Origin of the sequence: Halobacillus sp. Marseille-P3879 (assembly GCF_900240285.1) — a bacterium.
Lineage (GTDB): Bacteria > Bacillota > Bacilli > Bacillales > Halobacillaceae > Halobacillus_A.
This window is the reverse complement of sequence record NZ_OESS01000002.1, coordinates 1,142,966-1,159,029: the sequence shown is the minus strand read 5'-3', so window position 1 is coordinate 1,159,029 and position 16,064 is coordinate 1,142,966. Positions and strand designations below refer to the sequence as shown.

At 40.7% G+C, this 16,064-nt stretch carries 16 protein-coding genes and 1 other annotated feature; of the genes, 15 read left to right on the top strand and 1 reads right to left on the bottom strand.

Translation table 11 applies throughout. The annotated features are described in order from the left end of the window. The first annotated feature begins 14 nt into the window (after positions 1-14). Both hemL and C1A12_RS13785 read left to right on the top strand, forming a co-directional pair. Positions 15-1,298, top strand: a complete 1,284-nt coding sequence (gene hemL / locus C1A12_RS13790) for a glutamate-1-semialdehyde 2,1-aminomutase (protein WP_101844479.1) — start codon at positions 15-17, stop codon at positions 1,296-1,298. 133 nt (positions 1,299-1,431) lie between these two features. Then, positions 1,432-2,355 (top strand): LysM peptidoglycan-binding domain-containing protein, encoded by a 924-nt coding sequence (locus C1A12_RS13785; RefSeq protein WP_101844477.1) that lies wholly within the window; start codon positions 1,432-1,434, stop codon positions 2,353-2,355. On the opposite strand, the gene C1A12_RS13780 is transcribed toward C1A12_RS13785, so the two are convergent. Further along, positions 2,352-2,540: a hypothetical protein gene (locus C1A12_RS13780; protein WP_101844475.1), complete on the bottom strand. Its 189-nt coding sequence runs from the start codon at positions 2,538-2,540 to the stop codon at positions 2,352-2,354. The two genes, C1A12_RS13785 and C1A12_RS13780, sit on opposite strands and share 4 nt — an antisense overlap. Positions 2,541-2,626: 86 nt before the next feature. Then, positions 2,627-2,854: a binding site (T-box leader), on the top strand. A 56-nt stretch (positions 2,855-2,910) separates the two neighbouring features. On the opposite strand from C1A12_RS13780, the gene C1A12_RS13775 reads away from it, so the two are divergent. The 13 genes from C1A12_RS13775 (at position 2,911) to C1A12_RS13720 (ending at position 16,063) form a co-directional block, all read left to right on the top strand. Beyond that, positions 2,911-5,553, top strand: a complete 2,643-nt coding sequence (locus C1A12_RS13775; RefSeq protein WP_101844473.1) for a valine--tRNA ligase — start codon at positions 2,911-2,913, stop codon at positions 5,551-5,553. A 67-nt stretch (positions 5,554-5,620) separates the two neighbouring features. Further along, the gene (locus tag C1A12_RS13770) at positions 5,621-6,901 is read left to right on the top strand and encodes a folylpolyglutamate synthase/dihydrofolate synthase family protein (protein ID WP_101844471.1); all 1,281 of its coding nucleotides are present in this window, start codon (positions 5,621-5,623) and stop codon (positions 6,899-6,901) included. A gap of 314 nt (positions 6,902-7,215) precedes the next feature. After that, positions 7,216-7,371 (top strand): hypothetical protein, encoded by a 156-nt coding sequence (locus tag C1A12_RS21125; protein ID WP_159462194.1) that lies wholly within the window; start codon positions 7,216-7,218, stop codon positions 7,369-7,371. Positions 7,372-7,515: 144 nt separating this feature from the next. Next, positions 7,516-8,268 (top strand): A24 family peptidase, encoded by a 753-nt coding sequence (locus C1A12_RS13765; protein ID WP_101844469.1) that lies wholly within the window; start codon positions 7,516-7,518, stop codon positions 8,266-8,268. Between the two features lie 172 nt (positions 8,269-8,440). Next, a complete protein-coding gene (locus C1A12_RS13760; protein ID WP_101844467.1) occupies positions 8,441-9,283 on the top strand; it encodes a hypothetical protein in 843 nt (280 codons plus the stop codon). Between the two features lie 195 nt (positions 9,284-9,478). Further along, entirely contained in the window at positions 9,479-10,168 is a 690-nt protein-coding gene (gene radC, locus C1A12_RS13755; RefSeq protein ID WP_101844465.1) for a DNA repair protein RadC, read from the top strand. Between the two features lie 151 nt (positions 10,169-10,319). Continuing rightward, complete coding sequence (locus tag C1A12_RS13750; RefSeq protein WP_101844463.1) at positions 10,320-11,360, top strand: rod shape-determining protein; 1,041 nt, start codon at positions 10,320-10,322, stop codon at positions 11,358-11,360. 11 nt (positions 11,361-11,371) lie between these two features. Beyond that, complete coding sequence (gene mreC, locus C1A12_RS13745) at positions 11,372-12,253, top strand: rod shape-determining protein MreC (RefSeq protein WP_101844461.1); 882 nt, start codon at positions 11,372-11,374, stop codon at positions 12,251-12,253. Then, complete coding sequence (mreD, locus tag C1A12_RS13740; protein WP_101844459.1) at positions 12,250-12,777, top strand: rod shape-determining protein MreD; 528 nt, start codon at positions 12,250-12,252, stop codon at positions 12,775-12,777. Before mreC ends, mreD begins: the two co-directional genes overlap by 4 nt. A gap of 36 nt (positions 12,778-12,813) precedes the next feature. Then, positions 12,814-13,500: a septum site-determining protein MinC gene (minC, locus tag C1A12_RS13735; protein ID WP_101844456.1), complete on the top strand. Its 687-nt coding sequence runs from the start codon at positions 12,814-12,816 to the stop codon at positions 13,498-13,500. Continuing rightward, the gene (gene minD, locus C1A12_RS13730; protein WP_101844454.1) at positions 13,493-14,290 is read left to right on the top strand and encodes a septum site-determining protein MinD; all 798 of its coding nucleotides are present in this window, start codon (positions 13,493-13,495) and stop codon (positions 14,288-14,290) included. Before minC ends, minD begins: the two co-directional genes overlap by 8 nt. Before the next feature lie 176 nt (positions 14,291-14,466). Then, positions 14,467-15,219: a M23 family metallopeptidase gene (locus C1A12_RS13725; RefSeq protein ID WP_101844452.1), complete on the top strand. Its 753-nt coding sequence runs from the start codon at positions 14,467-14,469 to the stop codon at positions 15,217-15,219. After that, positions 15,206-16,063 carry a site-2 protease family protein gene (locus C1A12_RS13720; protein ID WP_101844450.1) on the top strand — a complete coding sequence of 286 codons (858 nt, stop codon included), beginning with the start codon at positions 15,206-15,208 and terminating at the stop codon, positions 16,061-16,063. The genes C1A12_RS13725 and C1A12_RS13720 overlap by 14 nt, the downstream gene beginning before the upstream one ends. Position 16,064: the final 1 nt, after the last annotated feature.

Genomic DNA, 16,064 nt, shown 5'->3' with positions numbered 1-16,064 from the left:
AGGGTGTTTCATTTATGAAAAAAATTGATCGTTCAGTTGAAGCTTATAAAGAAGCTGTGAATTTAATGCCTGGTGGCGTGAACTCTCCAGTAAGAGCATTCAAATCGGTTGATATGGACCCCATTTTTATGGAAAAAGGGAAAGGCTCTAAAATAACCGATATTGATGGCAATGAGTACATTGATTATGTCTTAAGCTGGGGCCCGCTTATTTTGGGGCATGCAGATGACAGGGTAGTAGAGGCGTTAAAAGAAGCTGCAGCATTAGGGACCAGTTTTGGTGCTCCTACGACTCTGGAAAATGATCTGGCTAACCTGGTTATCGATCGTGTACCATCGATAGAAATGCTTAGAATGGTTAACTCTGGCACAGAAGCTACCATGAGTGCACTTCGTGTAGCGCGAGGTTATACGGGTAGAAATAAAATTCTGAAATTTGAAGGAAACTATCATGGTCATGGTGATTCCCTGCTGATTAAAGCAGGTTCTGGTGTGGCAACGCTCGGCCTTCCAGATTCCCCTGGTGTACCTGAGTCTATAGCTCAAAATACCATCACAGTGCCATATAACGACTTAGAAAGTGTAAAATATGTATTCGATGAGTTTGGAGATGATTTGGCGGCTGTCATTATTGAGCCAGTGTCTGGAAACATGGGAGTTGTGCCGCCTAAAGAAAGTTTTCTCGCTGAGCTTCGTCAGCTCACTGAAGAAAATGGAACTGTTCTTATCTTTGACGAAGTTATGACGGGGTTTAGAGTAGGTTATCACTGTGCACAAGGTCACTTTGGCGTCACTCCTGATATGACTTGTTTAGGAAAAGTGATAGGAGGTGGACTTCCGGTTGGAGCTTATGGAGGTAAACGCGAAATAATGGAGCGTGTTGCCCCTGTTGGAGATATCTACCAGGCTGGTACACTTTCTGGAAATCCACTAGCTATGACAGCGGGTTATGAAACTCTTAAGGCGATGGATGAGTCGGCGTATAGCAGTATTAGCAAAAAAGTGGATCGTTTAATAGAAGGTTTTGAGGCGGCTGCTGAAGAACATTCCGTTCCTTTAACAATTAACCGTGCTGGATCTATGGTTGGTGTTTTCTTTAATGAAGGTCCGGTAGAGAACTTTGAAACGGCTGGACAGTCTGATCTAGAACGTTTTGCTGCTTACTATCGAGGCATGATTGACCAAGGGATCTTTCTTCCTCCTTCACAGTTTGAAGGTTTGTTTCTTTCAACAGCCCATACAGATGAGGACATTGAAAAAACAATCCAGGCTGTTGATGCAGTATTTAGAACACTATAAACTAATGAGAAGGCGTAGTCATTTGGCTATGCCTTTTTTCTATGTAATCTTCTTTCCTATGTATATCAAAGAAACTGCTGCATAGAGTGGTAATAGGTGGCTTTGTTGATTAATTAGGGAGGGGACATTTGAAATGCAGAATAATCAGGAATTTTCATTTTATTTAGATGAATCGCTTTGGTTTAAGGAAGGACAGGGGGTAAGTGAATTAATTGGTATCTCCCTGGAGCCTAATATTTCTATCACTGATTTAGGCAGTGAGGTAAGACTGCATGGAACAGTTGAGCTGTATGGAGAATATGTAGCGGATGATACAGTTGAACCCTACCGTAATGCAGAAACTCCGCCCGTTGGCCGGGTACTTGATGTTGACGACGCTGAAGAAGAAGGGGTATCTGAATTTACCCATTCTTTTCCTGTGGAAATTACAGTTTCAAAAGAGCGCGTTTTAAGTATGGATGAAGTGGTTATTGATATTGAGGGCTTTGATTACGAGCTTCCAGAACCCAATAATTTAACACTTCATGCTCAATTGAATATGAATGGGATCCTTCAGGAGAAGAATAAAGAACCTGAACAAAGAGACAATGAAGTGATAACAATCGGTCCGGTTCATTATAAAGACGAAGTGCAGCAAGAAACCGAAACTCCTGGAGAAATGAGAGAAGAAGAAACAGAGGAACTAGACGAGAGCAGTAGAAAACAACACACTCAGTCCTTTTCTGAATTCTTTCAGCCTCAACTGGAAGAAAATCATAATGCAGAAGAAGTGGAACAAAATCAGGAGCAAGATGCCGAGTTTTATGAAGATATAGACGTAACGGAGGGAGGGCAAGAGGATTCACCCCCATCCGTGAATGGATTTAAACAAATATTTCAGCACCTTTTTCCAAATAGAGATGAAACGTATTCTCAAATGAAAATGTATATTGTTCAAGAAGATGAAACGATTGAAATGATTGCTGAGCGATATGAAGTACCTGTTAAGCAATTAGAAAAAGTCAATCAAGTTGAGGATGAAGTAGCACCTGGTCAAATTGTGTATATTCCGAATTAAATCCATTTAAATCGGAATGCTAAATGTAAACCAATGCATAATCCGAGAAGAAAGACGTCGATTGTAGTGGGGAAGATGAGTGTGCGGATAAGCTGGTAAATGCATATCGGCACAGTAGCTTTCTCAATAACATACAGCCAGTGACGGCACCACGGTGGCAGGCGGTAGCGGTACATGCGGCTCATTTATTTTCCTCCTCTCCATTTATTTTTATAAATAGTTGACTTCAACCATACATTCTATATACAATATGAATATTAATGACTATATGTGAAATGCCGTGAATGGGAAGAGTACATTAAGCTATCCTTCAGAGAGGAAGACAGTTGGTGAGAGTTTTCCGGAATTCAGTTTAATGGAAGGTCGCCCGGGATGCAGTTCCTTTGAAAGAAGAGTAAAAGGGGCCGGTTAGAAGCCGTTATCTGTTATGAAGTGTGCAAATATATCGATTTGCAAATAAAGGTGGTACCACGGAAAAGCAATCCTTTTCGTCCTTTTTAGGGACGAAAAGGATTTTTTGTTTTTTTAGCTATGAATTATGAAGGAGGAAAATTGATGGAAGATAAAAATGTTTCGATGCCGACCAAATATGACCCTTCTACTGTAGAGAAGGATCGCTACAAATACTGGATTGATGGAAAGTTTTTTGAAGCTGAGCAGGATGAGAACAAAGAACCCTATACGGTCGTAATTCCGCCGCCCAATGTAACAGGAAGACTGCATTTGGGGCATGCCTGGGATACAACCCTTCAGGATATTCTCACACGCGTTAAAAGAATGCAGGGGTACGATGTACTCTGGCTTCCTGGTATGGATCATGCAGGAATCGCCACTCAAGCTAAAGTAGAAGCAAAATTAAAGGAACAGGGGACCTCGCGTTACGATCTTGGAAGAGAAGCTTTTCTTGATAAATCATGGGAATGGAAAAAAGAGTATGCACAGTTTATCCGTACTCAATGGGAAAAGCTTGGCCTCGGCCTCGATTATTCCCGGGAAAGATTCACTCTTGATGAAGGACTTTCAGAAGCGGTGAAAGAGGTTTTCGTGAAGCTATATGAACGAGATCTTATTTATCGTGGGGAATACATTATTAACTGGGATCCTTCCACTAAAACAGCTCTTTCCGATATTGAAGTCGAGTATAAAGATGTTCAAGGCGCCTTTTACCATATGCGCTACCCACTGAAAGATGAGGAAGGTGCGATTGAAGTCGCTACTACTCGTCCGGAAACAATGCTTGGTGATACGGCAGTGGCTGTACATCCGAAAGATGAAAGGTATAAGCACTTAATCGGCAAAAAAGCCATCCTGCCTATTATAGGACGTGAAATTGATATCGTTGCTGATGACTATGTTGATATGGAATTTGGCTCCGGAGCGGTTAAGATTACACCTGCTCATGATCCCAATGACTTTGAAATCGGTAATCGCCACGACCTGGAGCGTGTGCTGGTGATGAATGAAGACGGGACTATGAATGAGAATGCTGGAAAATATAAAGACATGGATCGATTTGAGTGCCGAAAACAAATCGTAAATGATCTTCAAGAAAGTGGTGTCCTTTTTGACATTGAAGAGCACGTACATTCAGTAGGACATTCAGAGCGAAGCGGGGCTGTTGTAGAACCTTATTTATCAACACAATGGTTTGTAAACATGGAGCCTTTGGCTAAACAGGCAATCGACCTCCAATCCACCGATGATAAGGTCAGCTTTGTTCCCGATCGTTTTGAGAAAACCTACTTGAACTGGATGGATAACATTCGTGACTGGTGTATATCACGTCAACTATGGTGGGGTCACCGTATTCCAGCCTGGTACCATAAAGAAACAGGAGAACTTTATGTAGGGAAGGAAGCACCAGCAGACACAGAAAACTGGGAACAAGATGAGGATGTATTAGATACGTGGTTCTCGTCAGCTTTATGGCCGTTCTCTACAATGGGGTGGCCTGATGAGTCGAATGATGATTTTAAACGTTATTTCCCTACCAATGTACTTGTGACAGGTTATGACATTATATTCTTTTGGGTAAGCCGTATGATTTTTCAATCTATCGAGTTTACTGATCGCCGCCCATTTGAAGATGTGCTTATTCATGGATTGGTACGAGACGCAGAAGGCAGAAAGATGAGTAAATCGTTAGGAAATGGCGTAGACCCTATGGATGTTATCGAGAAATACGGTGCGGACTCCTTACGCTATTTTCTTTCCACAGGGTCTTCACCCGGTCAGGATTTGCGTTTCCAGTGGGAAAAAGTAGAATCCACATGGAACTTTGCGAACAAAATTTGGAACGCTTCTCGTTTTGCGTTGATGAACATGGGTGATATTAAGTATGATGATATCGATTTGTCTGGTGAAAAATCAGTAGCTGATGATTGGATTTTAACGCGTTTAAACCAGACGATTGAACAGGTGACAAAGAACATCGACCGCTATGAGTTTGGGGAAGCGGGGCGTCATTTATATAACTTTATCTGGGATGAGTTCTGTGACTGGTATATAGAGATGGCAAAACTTCCGCTCTATGGAGAAGATGAGCAGCGTATTCATACTACTCGCTCCATTTTAGCTTATACACTAGATCAGACAATGAGAATGCTTCATCCATTTATGCCGTTCATTACGGAGGAGATCTGGCAGCATCTGCCTCATAAAGGAGAATCGATTACCCGGGCTTCATGGCCAGCCGTAAGAAAAGAGTTCCACAATGAGCAGGCAGTAAGTGAAATGGAACGATTGGTGTCGATTATTCGTTCAGTCCGTAACATCCGTGCAGAAGTAGATACACCTATGTCAAAAGAAATTCAATTGTTGATTCAAGCTAAAGATCAAGATGTTGCTGCTGAACTTGAAAATAACCGAAGCTATTTAGAACGGTTTTGTAACCCTAGTGAATTAACAATCTCTGTAGACCTTCAGGCTCCTGAGAAAGCGATGTCTGCTGTCGTGACTGGTGCCGAATTATATTTACCACTTGCAGGGTTAATCAATATTAGTGATGAAATTAAACGATTAGAGAAAGAATGGGAAAAATGGGATAAAGAGGTTGCTCGAGTTCAGAAGAAACTGGCTAATGAAGGCTTTGTGAGTAAAGCTCCTCAGCATGTAGTCGACGAAGAACGAAAGAAAGAAAATGATTATTTAGATAAACGGGCAAAGGTAGAAGCAAGAATGAAAGAATTAAAGGCTTAAAACTAATTTGGAGGGTATTCGGCTTTTGGAATACTCTCCTCTTTTATGAAATAAGGAGGTCGAGTCCATGGAATATAATGATGCATTACACTGGATACATACTAGAGAGAAGTTTAAAGTGAAGCCTGGCTTAAAGCGTATGGAATGGATGATGAATAAGATGGAGCACCCAGAACACCATTTAAATGCCATACATGTGGCAGGAACGAATGGGAAGGGCTCTACCGTGTCTTTTTTAAGAAATTTATTACAGGAACAAGAGTATTCTGTTGGGACCTTTACTTCACCCTATATTGTTCGGTTTAATGAAAGGATTAGTATAAATGGAGAACCAATTTCCGATTATGAATTGATAGAACTCGTTTTAACTGTAAAACCTCTGGCCGAAGAACTGGGAAAAACGGTTTGGGGAGAACCAACAGAGTTTGAAGTTATCACTGCAATGGCTTTCTTATATTTTAAAGAACGTGGAATTGATTTTGTTATTTTTGAGACAGGACTAGGCGGCCGTTATGATTCAACTAATATCGTTGATCCTATCCTTAGTATAATTACAAATATTGGAAAGGACCATACATCCTTGCTCGGGGAGTCTTATGAAGAGATTGCCTATCAAAAAGCCGGGATTATTAAAAAGGAAAAACCCGTTCTCACTTGCGTTAAGCAGGTAGATGCCCTAAATGTAATTAGAAAAGAATGCCTCAGTCAGGACGCTGATCTTTTAACAGAAGGAAAAGATTTTAAGGTTATTCACGATGAGAGCACGACCAGAGGAGAATCGTTTTATTTTCAATCAGCTGACTACTCCTCTGCTAAATTGTATACGCAAATGAAAGGGATACATCAGATATATAATGCAGGTCTTGCATTGGCTTCAATAGAGATGCTGAAGAAATTGGGTTATTTAATTCAAAGAGAATTTTATCAAAGTGCTATCAGTTCTACTAGTTGGCCTGCGCGATTTGAAGTCGTTCAAGAAGAACCAACCGTGATCCTGGATGGGGCCCATAATCGTGAAGGAACCGTTGCTTTAACAAACACACTAAAAGCGCATTATCCAGATAAGAAAATATACCTGTTGTATGCTGCTGTCCAGGATAAACCTGTAACAGAAATGCTAAGGGAGTATGAACCCATTATCAGCGGAGCATGGTTTACGACCTTTTCCTTTCCAAAAGCTCTGCACCCGAGGGAAATAGCCGAACTTTCACCGATCACTCCTAGTATTGTTATCGATGATCAACAGGAGGCCCTGAAAACTATTTTAAATAACTTGACTAGGGATGATGTCCTGGTTATATCGGGATCTCTATATTTCATTTCCGATATTAGGAAATATTTTGAATAGAAAGAAGGGGTGTGGTATTATTATAATTATTTGAAATTTCTAAAATATGCATAAAGAGAAAGAATGAGGCTCTATTGATTTCAAAGCAAAAGAAGCTCTTTATTTATGGAATCTGGCTGACAGTTTGGCCACTCTCCCTGTATTTAATTTCTTTCCAATTGCTGCGTACAAAATAGATATAATCGGATTTGTTATCCTCGCTTCTATTGTAGCTCTCTATCCATTACTTATGGGAGACCATCCTGTCTTTCTAACAAACGGAGTCAGCTTTTTACGCCTGCCGGAGATTGATTTAACAGAGGAGGAGTGTGTTAGTGGTGATACATGGGAACAAGGTAAAAGCAAGCATTACATACAAGGAAGAAGTATTCCGATTACTGTCAGCCAAACAAAGAGGCCGAAACCGTGTCGCCAGCTATGAGAAGCTAAAACAGATCCACATACATGGCTCGGTCAGCGTACCGGGTTAATTCTAACATACTCCCCCCCCGCAATCTTCAGGATAACCAGCCTCCCCTATGGAAGCAATGGGTTTTATATTATAAGACAATAACTATGAAGGTAGAAAAATCCCCCTCTACCTTTTCCCCACAATACCTCATAAGGAGCAAAATATGCACATATTACTTCTTTTTTATTTCCTGATCACAGGCTTAATTCTTGGATCATTTTACACTGTTGTAGGAATGAGAGTTCCTAAAGGAGAATTGTTTAAGAGGAACCGATCTTATTGTCCTGAATGTCTTGTAACATTGAAATGGTTTGAGCTTTTTCCTGTTTTTTCCTATTGTATTCAAAAAGGCCGCTGCCGTTATTGTCTGCAAAAAATTTCTCCTATCTATCCAGCTATGGAATGTTTTACAGGTGCCGGGTTTAGTTACAGCTATTATTTGTATGAATTTCAGCCCCCGCTTTTCCTGGCTTTGTTGTTAGTATCTATGTTTCATATCATTTTCGTGAGCGATTTAAGATATATGATCATACCAGATAAGGTTTTATTAATCTTTACAGGACTCATTGTTATGTATCGCTTTATTTTTCCTGCAGAGCCCTGGTGGAGTTCGGTCGCAGGTGCGTTTGTCGGTTTGATGGGAACGGCGGTAATTATTTTTGTCAGCCGTGGAGGCATGGGAGGAGGAGATATGAAGCTGTTCGGTGTTATTGGATTAGCATTAGGGCCTAAACTGCTTCTATTAACCTTTTTTTTCGCTTCTTTAATTGGAACCGTACTGAGTGTAAGCATGTTACAGTTGAAAATCATTTCCAGAGAAGATCCGATTCCTTTTGGACCTTATATTGTGGCAGGTGGACTAATTACAGTCTTTCATGGGGTGTTTATAATTGACTGGTATCTGAGTGTCATCTAATAATGATGAAGCGTGCCTATCGAAAGCAAATTTTAACGGAGTGATGGTAAAAATCCTTTCTTGGACTATGAATTTTTGTGGAATTATTGTCGAAGTACTGGTGACAAAATTCTACGTCCTTTTTCTTGCAGCTGTGATAAGTTGTATAAAAGAAAAAGGAGGGGAAACATAAATGGCTCAAAAAAATAACAAAATCGTCATTTCTTATAATAGAGATAAAGAGACTCGGAAGGAAATTGTACAAGCTAAAAAAGAGCAGGCTGCTACGGAAGCGGAAAAAATACAAGAAAGACGGCCTGATTCCTATTCAAAAGTACGTAAGATCCCATCTTTCCAAAAACGATTATCTCCTTTCTCTTACAAACATGTAAGCTTGTCTATAATTACAGCAATCGTGGTTAGTTTTGCATTAGGTTTTATTTTGTTGAAATTATTCGTAACTGTTACGGAAGAGTCACCTCCTCCTGAAAGTAATGTAACGTCTGGTAACCAGGCTCAATCTCAAAGTGCAGGAGCTGTTATGGCAGGTGTTGAATTGCCTGCTCTTGAGTCAGAAGTTGTACAAAGCGGTGTATTTACAAGTTTGGAAACGGCAGAAGAATGGCAGGGGAATTTAACAGAGCAGTCGCTGCCTTCTGTTATTTGGAAGCAGCAAGATCAATATTTTCTGTTGTCTGGCAGTGCAGACGGGGAGGATGGGGTGGATAAAGTAGCAGCAGATCTGGCGGACATGGATATACCGACCTATTTGAAAACATGGGAGGTTACTGCAGGAGAAGTAGAAGTTCCTAAGAGTCAGACAGGTACTATAGAAAGCTTAATCACTCATTTGCAAGAAAATACTCTCCATACCGTTTCTGTCGAGGAAAGGGAGAAAATACTTAATGAATGGAAAGAAGCTGATGGTGGTAGTCATGAGGAGTTTGAAGCGGCTTTAAAAGGCTGGGTGGACGAAACAAATCATGGGGTAAGCTGGCTTTCATTAGCTAAATCATTGGAATCAATGAAAAATTAATAATTCTTTTAATTTTTACCAGGTAGAAGGAGCTGAAAAACAAATCAATTGTATTAAAAAAGAAAATATTACTCACTTTTCTTCCTGTGTTATAAAAAAACAGCCGCTCTCAGAAGTGGCTGTTTTTTTATAAACTATTAATACCCCAACTAATTTAAGTCGGAGGATTAAATGTGAAAGGAAGTGAAGTACAGAATGGATTCACCAAGTGTAATGATTCGTAACGTACCTAAAGAAGACCGCCCGAGAGAGAGATTATTAAAACACGGGGCCCACCATTTATCAAATCAGGAGCTGCTTGCGATTCTTCTGGGAAGCGGTACGAAGGAGGAATCGGTTACCGATCTGGCCAAGCGGATCCTTATCCATTTTGAAGGGATTATGCTGTTAAAGGATGCCGCAGTGGAAGAGCTTACTGCTATAAAAGGAATTGGGTCTGCCAAAGCGGTCCTGCTGCTTTCTGCCATCGAATTTGGCAGACGACTGCAGCAAATGAAGCCCGTGGAGAAGTATGTCATCCGTAGTCCCGAAGACGGGGCGGATTATGTAATGGAAGAAATGAGAGATTTAAAACAGGAACACTTTATTTGTCTTTTTCTCAATACCAAAAACCAGGTGCTCCACAGGCAGACAGTATTTATAGGTAGTTTAAATGCTTCAATCGTACATCCGCGGGAGGTGTATAAAGAAGCGGTGAAGCGTTCAGCGGCTTCTATTATATGTGTGCACAATCACCCTTCTGGAGACCCTTCTCCTTCACAAGAAGATATTCAAGTTACTCGAAGACTGAATGAATGCGGTAAGATGCTGGGAATTGAACTGCTTGACCATTTAGTCATCGGTGATCGAAAATTCATTTCCTTAAAAGAAAAAGGATATCTATAACACTATCTATTTTTTGTTATTTTTCGTATAATTGAATAGATGAAAAAAATTAAGCGCCATTTATAAGTTTTTCTTATAATATGGCGCTTCTTCTCATGATATATTGAGGTATTGACAGCACTTTGAATGTGTAGGAGAAAGGAAGATATTATTGGGTTTATTCGGTTTTTCACAAGATTTAGGAATTGACTTAGGAACCGCGAATACACTAGTATTTTTGAGAAATAAAGGAGTTATTTTAAGAGAACCGACGGTCGTGGCAAAAAATAGTCAGACAGGCGAAATTGAAGCTGTAGGAAATGACGCTAGAAACATGATAGGACGTACGCCGAATTACATATCAGTTATTCGTCCAATGAAGGATGGGGTCATTGCGGACTATGATACAACAGCGCAGATGATGAAGTATTACATTAAACAGGCTTTACGCAACCGTTCTTCCTTTGCAAGTAAACCAAATGTAATGGTCTGTGTGCCTTCAGGAATTACGATGGTGGAAGAGCGAGCTGTTATTGATGCTACAAAACAAGCTGGCGCAAAGGATGCTTTTCCTATTGCTGAACCTTTTGCTGCCGCTATTGGTGCAGGACTTCCTGTTTGGGAACCGACGGGAAGCATGGTCGTTGATGTCGGTGGAGGAACGACAGAAGTTGCAATTATCTCGCTGGGCGGAATTGTGACGAGCCAATCCATCAGAGTCGCAGGAGATGAAATGGACGATGCGATTATCCAGCATGTACGTAAGCAGTATAATTTAATGATCGGAGAACGAACGGCTGAAGAGATTAAGTTCGAAATCGGTGGAGCCGGGAAAATAGATGTTCATGAAACTATGGAGATCCGTGGCCGAGATTTGCTGAGTGGTCTTCCTAAGACAATAGAGATTCATTCCGAAGAAATTGGCCGGGCTTTGAAGGATACTGTAGACTCTATAGTAGAAACTGTAAAGAATACACTCGAAAAAACCCCACCGGAGCTTTCTGCTGATATTATGGAGCGCGGTATCGTACTGACGGGCGGAGGAGCTTTACTGAAAAACCTTGATCGTGTCATAAGTGAAGAAACGAACATGCCGGTATTTATTGCAGATGAGCCGTTGGATTGCGTAGCTATTGGGACGGGAAAATCACTCGAATACATTCATCACTTCAAGTCTCAGCCTAATGTTGCAACCCGTCCGAAAACGGATTAAGGAGTCTAAGTATGCCCTCATTGTTTCGTAGAAAAAGACTTATGACCGTACTAATAGGCTTTATTATTTTAGTGGTTCTCATCGGTTTTTCCATGAGGGACCGCAGTGAATTATCCGTACCAGAGAAGTTTCTTCAAGACTCAGTAGGCTGGGTTCAGACCGTATTTCATTCTCCTGTTCAACTCGTGGATAATGCTTATCAGAATATCCAGAACATGCTGAATGTATATGAACAGAATGAAGTACTTAAATCGAGACTGGATGAATACAAAGGACTTATTCAGGAAAACCAGCAATTAGAAAAAGATAACCGTGAACTAAGAGATACGTTAGATAAGACTGACTCTATGAGAGATTATACTCCAATCCAGGGGACAGTTATCGCGCGAAGTTCCGATCGCTGGTTTGAACAAATGACCATTAATAAAGGCGAAGAACATGGAGTAGAGAAAGATATGGCTGTCATCACCAGTGAAGGCATGGTAGGTAAAGTAGAGTCAGCCGGTGCTTTTCACTCAAATGTCCAGCTTCTCAGTGGGTTCGATGAATCTAATAAAATCTCCTCATGGGTAGTTAGAGAAGGTGAAGATAACGTCTTCGGCCTAATAGAAGGTTTTGACAGTGAAAGCGGCCGCTTGCTCTTAGAAGGTATTAGTCTTGATGAAGAGCTTGAGGAAGGCGATGTAGTAATGTCCTCCGGGATGGGAGGCGTTTTTCCAAGTGATCTGAGGATTGGTACAGTAGAGGAAGTGAAAAATGACCGTTCAGGACTAACGAAAACTGCTTATGTCGAGCCATTCGCTGACTTGTTCGATATTGACCACGTGATGGTGGTTGATCGTGACATGGAAACAGTCAGTGAGGAAGACCAAGAGGAAGGCGAAGAGCAATGATAAGGTTTTGGATTTCTATAATTATGGTCATTCTTTTAGTTTTCCAGGGCATGGCAATGAGCCTTCTTCCATCAAGGATTGTGTATTCAGAATTGCTGGTCACGCCTCATTGGGTATTATGCTTAATTATGCTTGTTGCCATATTCTTTGATAAAGATGAGACTTACCACTCCGTATGGTATGGCTTGGCATTTGGTTTACTAATTGATGTGGTTTATACAGGGGTTCTAGGGGTGTATATGGTGACTTACGCAATAACTGCCTATGTTACCCATGGGCTGCAGAAGTGGTTTCACGCTAATTTTGTTGCTTCTTTGCTTCTGGCTATTTTAGGCGTAGCTTTAGCGGATATGATCTTATATTTTATATATTCCTTTGTACAAGTCACAGAGATGGCCTGGGGAGATTATGTATCACTAAGATTGATTCCTACAGTTTTGGCGAATGCCCTGTTTTTTATATTACTCTATCCCCTGCTAAAGAATCGAGTAGAAGAATGGTCCGAACGATGGCAAAGCGCTTAATGGTGATTAAATGTGCAGAGTTTGAGGTGGAGTCTTATGTCAGCTAACAGTCAACTGGTTACAATAAAAGGAACGAGGGACGGCTTGACCCTTCAGTTAAATGATCAATGTTCCTATGATTCCATTTTGGAGGAACTTAAAGAGAAACTTTCTGTAAATGGAGTAGATGACAGCCAGCCTATGATTCGAGTAACGATTCAATTAGGTAATCGCTTTTTAACAAATGAACAACAAGAACAACTAAAAGAAATCGTTCGGGAGAAGCAGAAACTGGTTGTCGAACAGATTGAATCAAATGTTATGACAAAGGATGAAGCCTTATCCTGGAAAGAAAATACTGAAATCACTGCGATTACAAGAACCATTCGATCCGGACAGGTTATAGAAGTGAAGGGAGATCTTCTACTTCTTGGAGATGTAAACCCTGGAGGGAAAATCATAGCTTCTGGGAACATATTTGTATTAGGCCATTTACGGGGCATCGCCCACTCAGGATCAGAAGGAAATGAAGAGACCATCATAGCCGCTTCTTATATGAAGCCCAATCAGCTCAGAATAGCCAATCAAATATCACGTGCCCCTGATCAGGATTCAGATGATCTATACATTGAATGCGGGTTTGTAGACAAAAAAAATGAGGCTATTCGTATTGCTCCCCTTCAGGAAGTTCTAAAACAAAAGCCTGGATTAGTGAGCTTTGAAAGGAGAATGCTTAATGGGTGAAGCCATTGTTATTACCTCCGGAAAGGGCGGGGTGGGTAAAACTACTACTACTGCCAATTTAGGTACAGCTTTAGCACTACAGAATAAAAAAGTTTGTCTTGTAGATACAGATATTGGACTGCGTAATCTAGACGTAGTTATGGGGCTCGAGAACCGGATTATCTATGATATTGTAGATGTGGTGGAAGAAAGATGTAAAACGAAACAAGCACTCATTACGGATAAGCGTTTTGATTGTCTTCATTTATTACCTGCTGCGCAAACTTCTGACAAATCATCCGTCAATCCGGAAGCGGTAAAGCAGATTATCGAAGAACTAAAGCAGGATTATGACTACGTCGTCATTGACTGCCCTGCTGGAATTGAACAGGGATATAAAAATGCTGTTGCGGGAGCCGACAAAGCCGTTGTCGTTACTACTCCGGAAAAAAGCAGTGTCAGGGATGCAGACCGTATCATCGGTCTTTTAGAACAAGAGGAGCTTGAGCCTCCAAAATTGGTGATTAATCGAATTAGAAGTCATATGATGAAGTCAGGAGAAATGATGGATGTCGATGATATCGTTAATATCTTATCTATTGATCTCTTAGGCATTGTAGTGGATGATGATGCTGTCATTAAAGGTTCAAACAGCGGAGAACCTGTTGCTTTATCACCTGATACGAAAGCTTCTCTAGCCTATCGTAATATTGCTAGAAGAATTTTAGGTGAATCAGTTCCCCTATTAAACTTGGAGGAAGAACCCGGGTTTTTAGCAAAGGTGAAAAAGTTTTTTGGTATGCGTGCTTAATTACGACTGCGAACATAGTTCGCAGTTTTTTATATGGGAAATTTTATTCTCCTCATAGGAAACGAGGCGGTAAGAGCAGCCGGAATTTTTACAGATATGAGGTTTTAACACCATTCATATTCTCTCTTCAACTGCCATAGAGTAGTAAAAAAGGTTGAAGAGAGAAGGGGTTTAAATTGAGAAAAAACATTCATGATGTGAGAAAAAACATCGCTGATCGTAAACGAAGAAAAGGGATCCCATCTGCAAATCGGACAAAGTCTCCAGTGTTTTATACCCCTCAAGATGAAGAATTGCATGGTTACCCTCCTTTAGTGGTATCGGACAAACTTAGAAACGGAACTGGCAAAGCTTCTTCTGTTTTACGTGTACAAGCAATAGCTTCTGCCCTGTTCTTTCTAGTCATATTAGTAAGCGAGCAATCTCAGACAGCAATCGCTGAGGCACCTAGACAGTGGGTCTCTTCCCAGCTGCAGGAGGAGTTTCCTTTTGCTAAAGCTACCGCCTGGTACAGTGATCGATTTGGCGGACCACTGCAGCTGGTCGAACCAAAGAAGGAGAAAGCTGCTGAGGAAGCTGCGCTTCCTGTGAATGGTGTCGTTACCCAGCCCTTTGAAAACCACGGCAAAGGCATTATTATGAGTATTGAAAAAGGAGAAGAAGTAAAAGCAGTCAAAGGGGGCACGGTTATTTTTGCAGGGAATGACCCGGAAACAGACAAAACTATTATCATCCAGCACGAAGATGGTACGAATACAACTTATGGGTTATTATCTTCGATTGACGTGCATCTCTATGAACATATTCCTTCTCATGAAACAATTGGAACACTCGATGAAAAGGAAACGAATGAATTTTTCTTTGCTGTAGAAAAAGACAAGCAATATCTAGATCCGATTGAAGTGATAAAAGTCGATGAAGGCTCTTAAGGTCCATCAATCGATTCACGTTCATCCGCTGTTTTTCCTTCTAGCACTGTCTGCTTTTATGACAGGAGCGATTTACGAATTTATTATATTATTTAGTATTGTGGCGCTGCATGAATTAGGGCATTATCGAGCGGCACAGGCATATGGATGGAGAGTCTCTCACATTGAGTTCTGGCTGCTTGGAGGTAAAGTTGTCAGTGAAGAGCATACAACCCGTCCGGTAAAAGAACAAATTCATGTAACACTGGCCGGACCGATTCAGCATGTATGGATTTTTATCAGTCTGCAAATCCTGTCGTTTTCCATTGGTCCCCACCCCTTATTATCAGCTGCATTCACCTATAATAGTATCATTCTTCTGTTAAACCTTCTGCCTATTTGGCCGCTTGACGGAGGTAAGCTTTTATTTTATTTGTTAAGCCAGAGGATGTGCTTTAAGACAAGTTTAAAGGCTGCCCTTTTTATTTCGATTATATGCCTATTCCTCAGTCTCGGTTTTATGATAGTGGATCATAGAATGACGCTTGCAGGAACACTTTTAGCCGGTTTTTTATTGTTAGAGAATATATTGGAATGGAAGCGGCAAATGTACGTGTTTATGCGTTATATTATTCATTGTCTGGAACGGGATGTTTCTAAGTTAAAGGTGAAATATTTTAAAGTGGACCCTCAAACCACAGTAAGTGCTGTGATTAAAAATATTCGTGCCAACCGCCATCACTATTATGTATTGAAACATAAAGAAGGTTTATATATAGTAGATGAACAGGAGTGTCTTCACTATTATCTAAAGAAAAACCAGCCAAAGCTTTGTTTGGGAGACATTTCAAGTCTTTCAAGTTGAA

Excerpts from the sequence above, each read along its gene's own strand:
- C1A12_RS13780 (WP_101844475.1), bottom strand. The coding sequence starts at position 2,540 with ATGAGCCGCATGTACCGCTACCGCCTGCCACCGTGGTGCCGTCACTGG.
- C1A12_RS13760 (WP_101844467.1), top strand. The coding sequence starts at position 8,441 with ATGGCTCAAAAAAATAACAAAATCGTCATTTCTTATAATAGAGATAAA.
- C1A12_RS13770 (WP_101844471.1), top strand. The coding sequence starts at position 5,621 with ATGGAATATAATGATGCATTACACTGGATACATACTAGAGAGAAGTTT.
- C1A12_RS13720 (WP_101844450.1), top strand. The coding sequence starts at position 15,206 with ATGAAGGCTCTTAAGGTCCATCAATCGATTCACGTTCATCCGCTGTTT.
- hemL (WP_101844479.1), top strand. The coding sequence starts at position 15 with ATGAAAAAAATTGATCGTTCAGTTGAAGCTTATAAAGAAGCTGTGAAT.
- minD (WP_101844454.1), top strand. The coding sequence starts at position 13,493 with ATGGGTGAAGCCATTGTTATTACCTCCGGAAAGGGCGGGGTGGGTAAA.
- mreD (WP_101844459.1), top strand. The coding sequence starts at position 12,250 with ATGATAAGGTTTTGGATTTCTATAATTATGGTCATTCTTTTAGTTTTC.
- C1A12_RS13765 (WP_101844469.1), top strand. The coding sequence starts at position 7,516 with ATGCACATATTACTTCTTTTTTATTTCCTGATCACAGGCTTAATTCTT.
- radC (WP_101844465.1), top strand. The coding sequence starts at position 9,479 with ATGGATTCACCAAGTGTAATGATTCGTAACGTACCTAAAGAAGACCGC.
- mreC (WP_101844461.1), top strand. The coding sequence starts at position 11,372 with ATGCCCTCATTGTTTCGTAGAAAAAGACTTATGACCGTACTAATAGGC.
- C1A12_RS13775 (WP_101844473.1), top strand. The coding sequence starts at position 2,911 with ATGGAAGATAAAAATGTTTCGATGCCGACCAAATATGACCCTTCTACT.
- minC (WP_101844456.1), top strand. The coding sequence starts at position 12,814 with ATGTCAGCTAACAGTCAACTGGTTACAATAAAAGGAACGAGGGACGGC.
- C1A12_RS13785 (WP_101844477.1), top strand. The coding sequence starts at position 1,432 with ATGCAGAATAATCAGGAATTTTCATTTTATTTAGATGAATCGCTTTGG.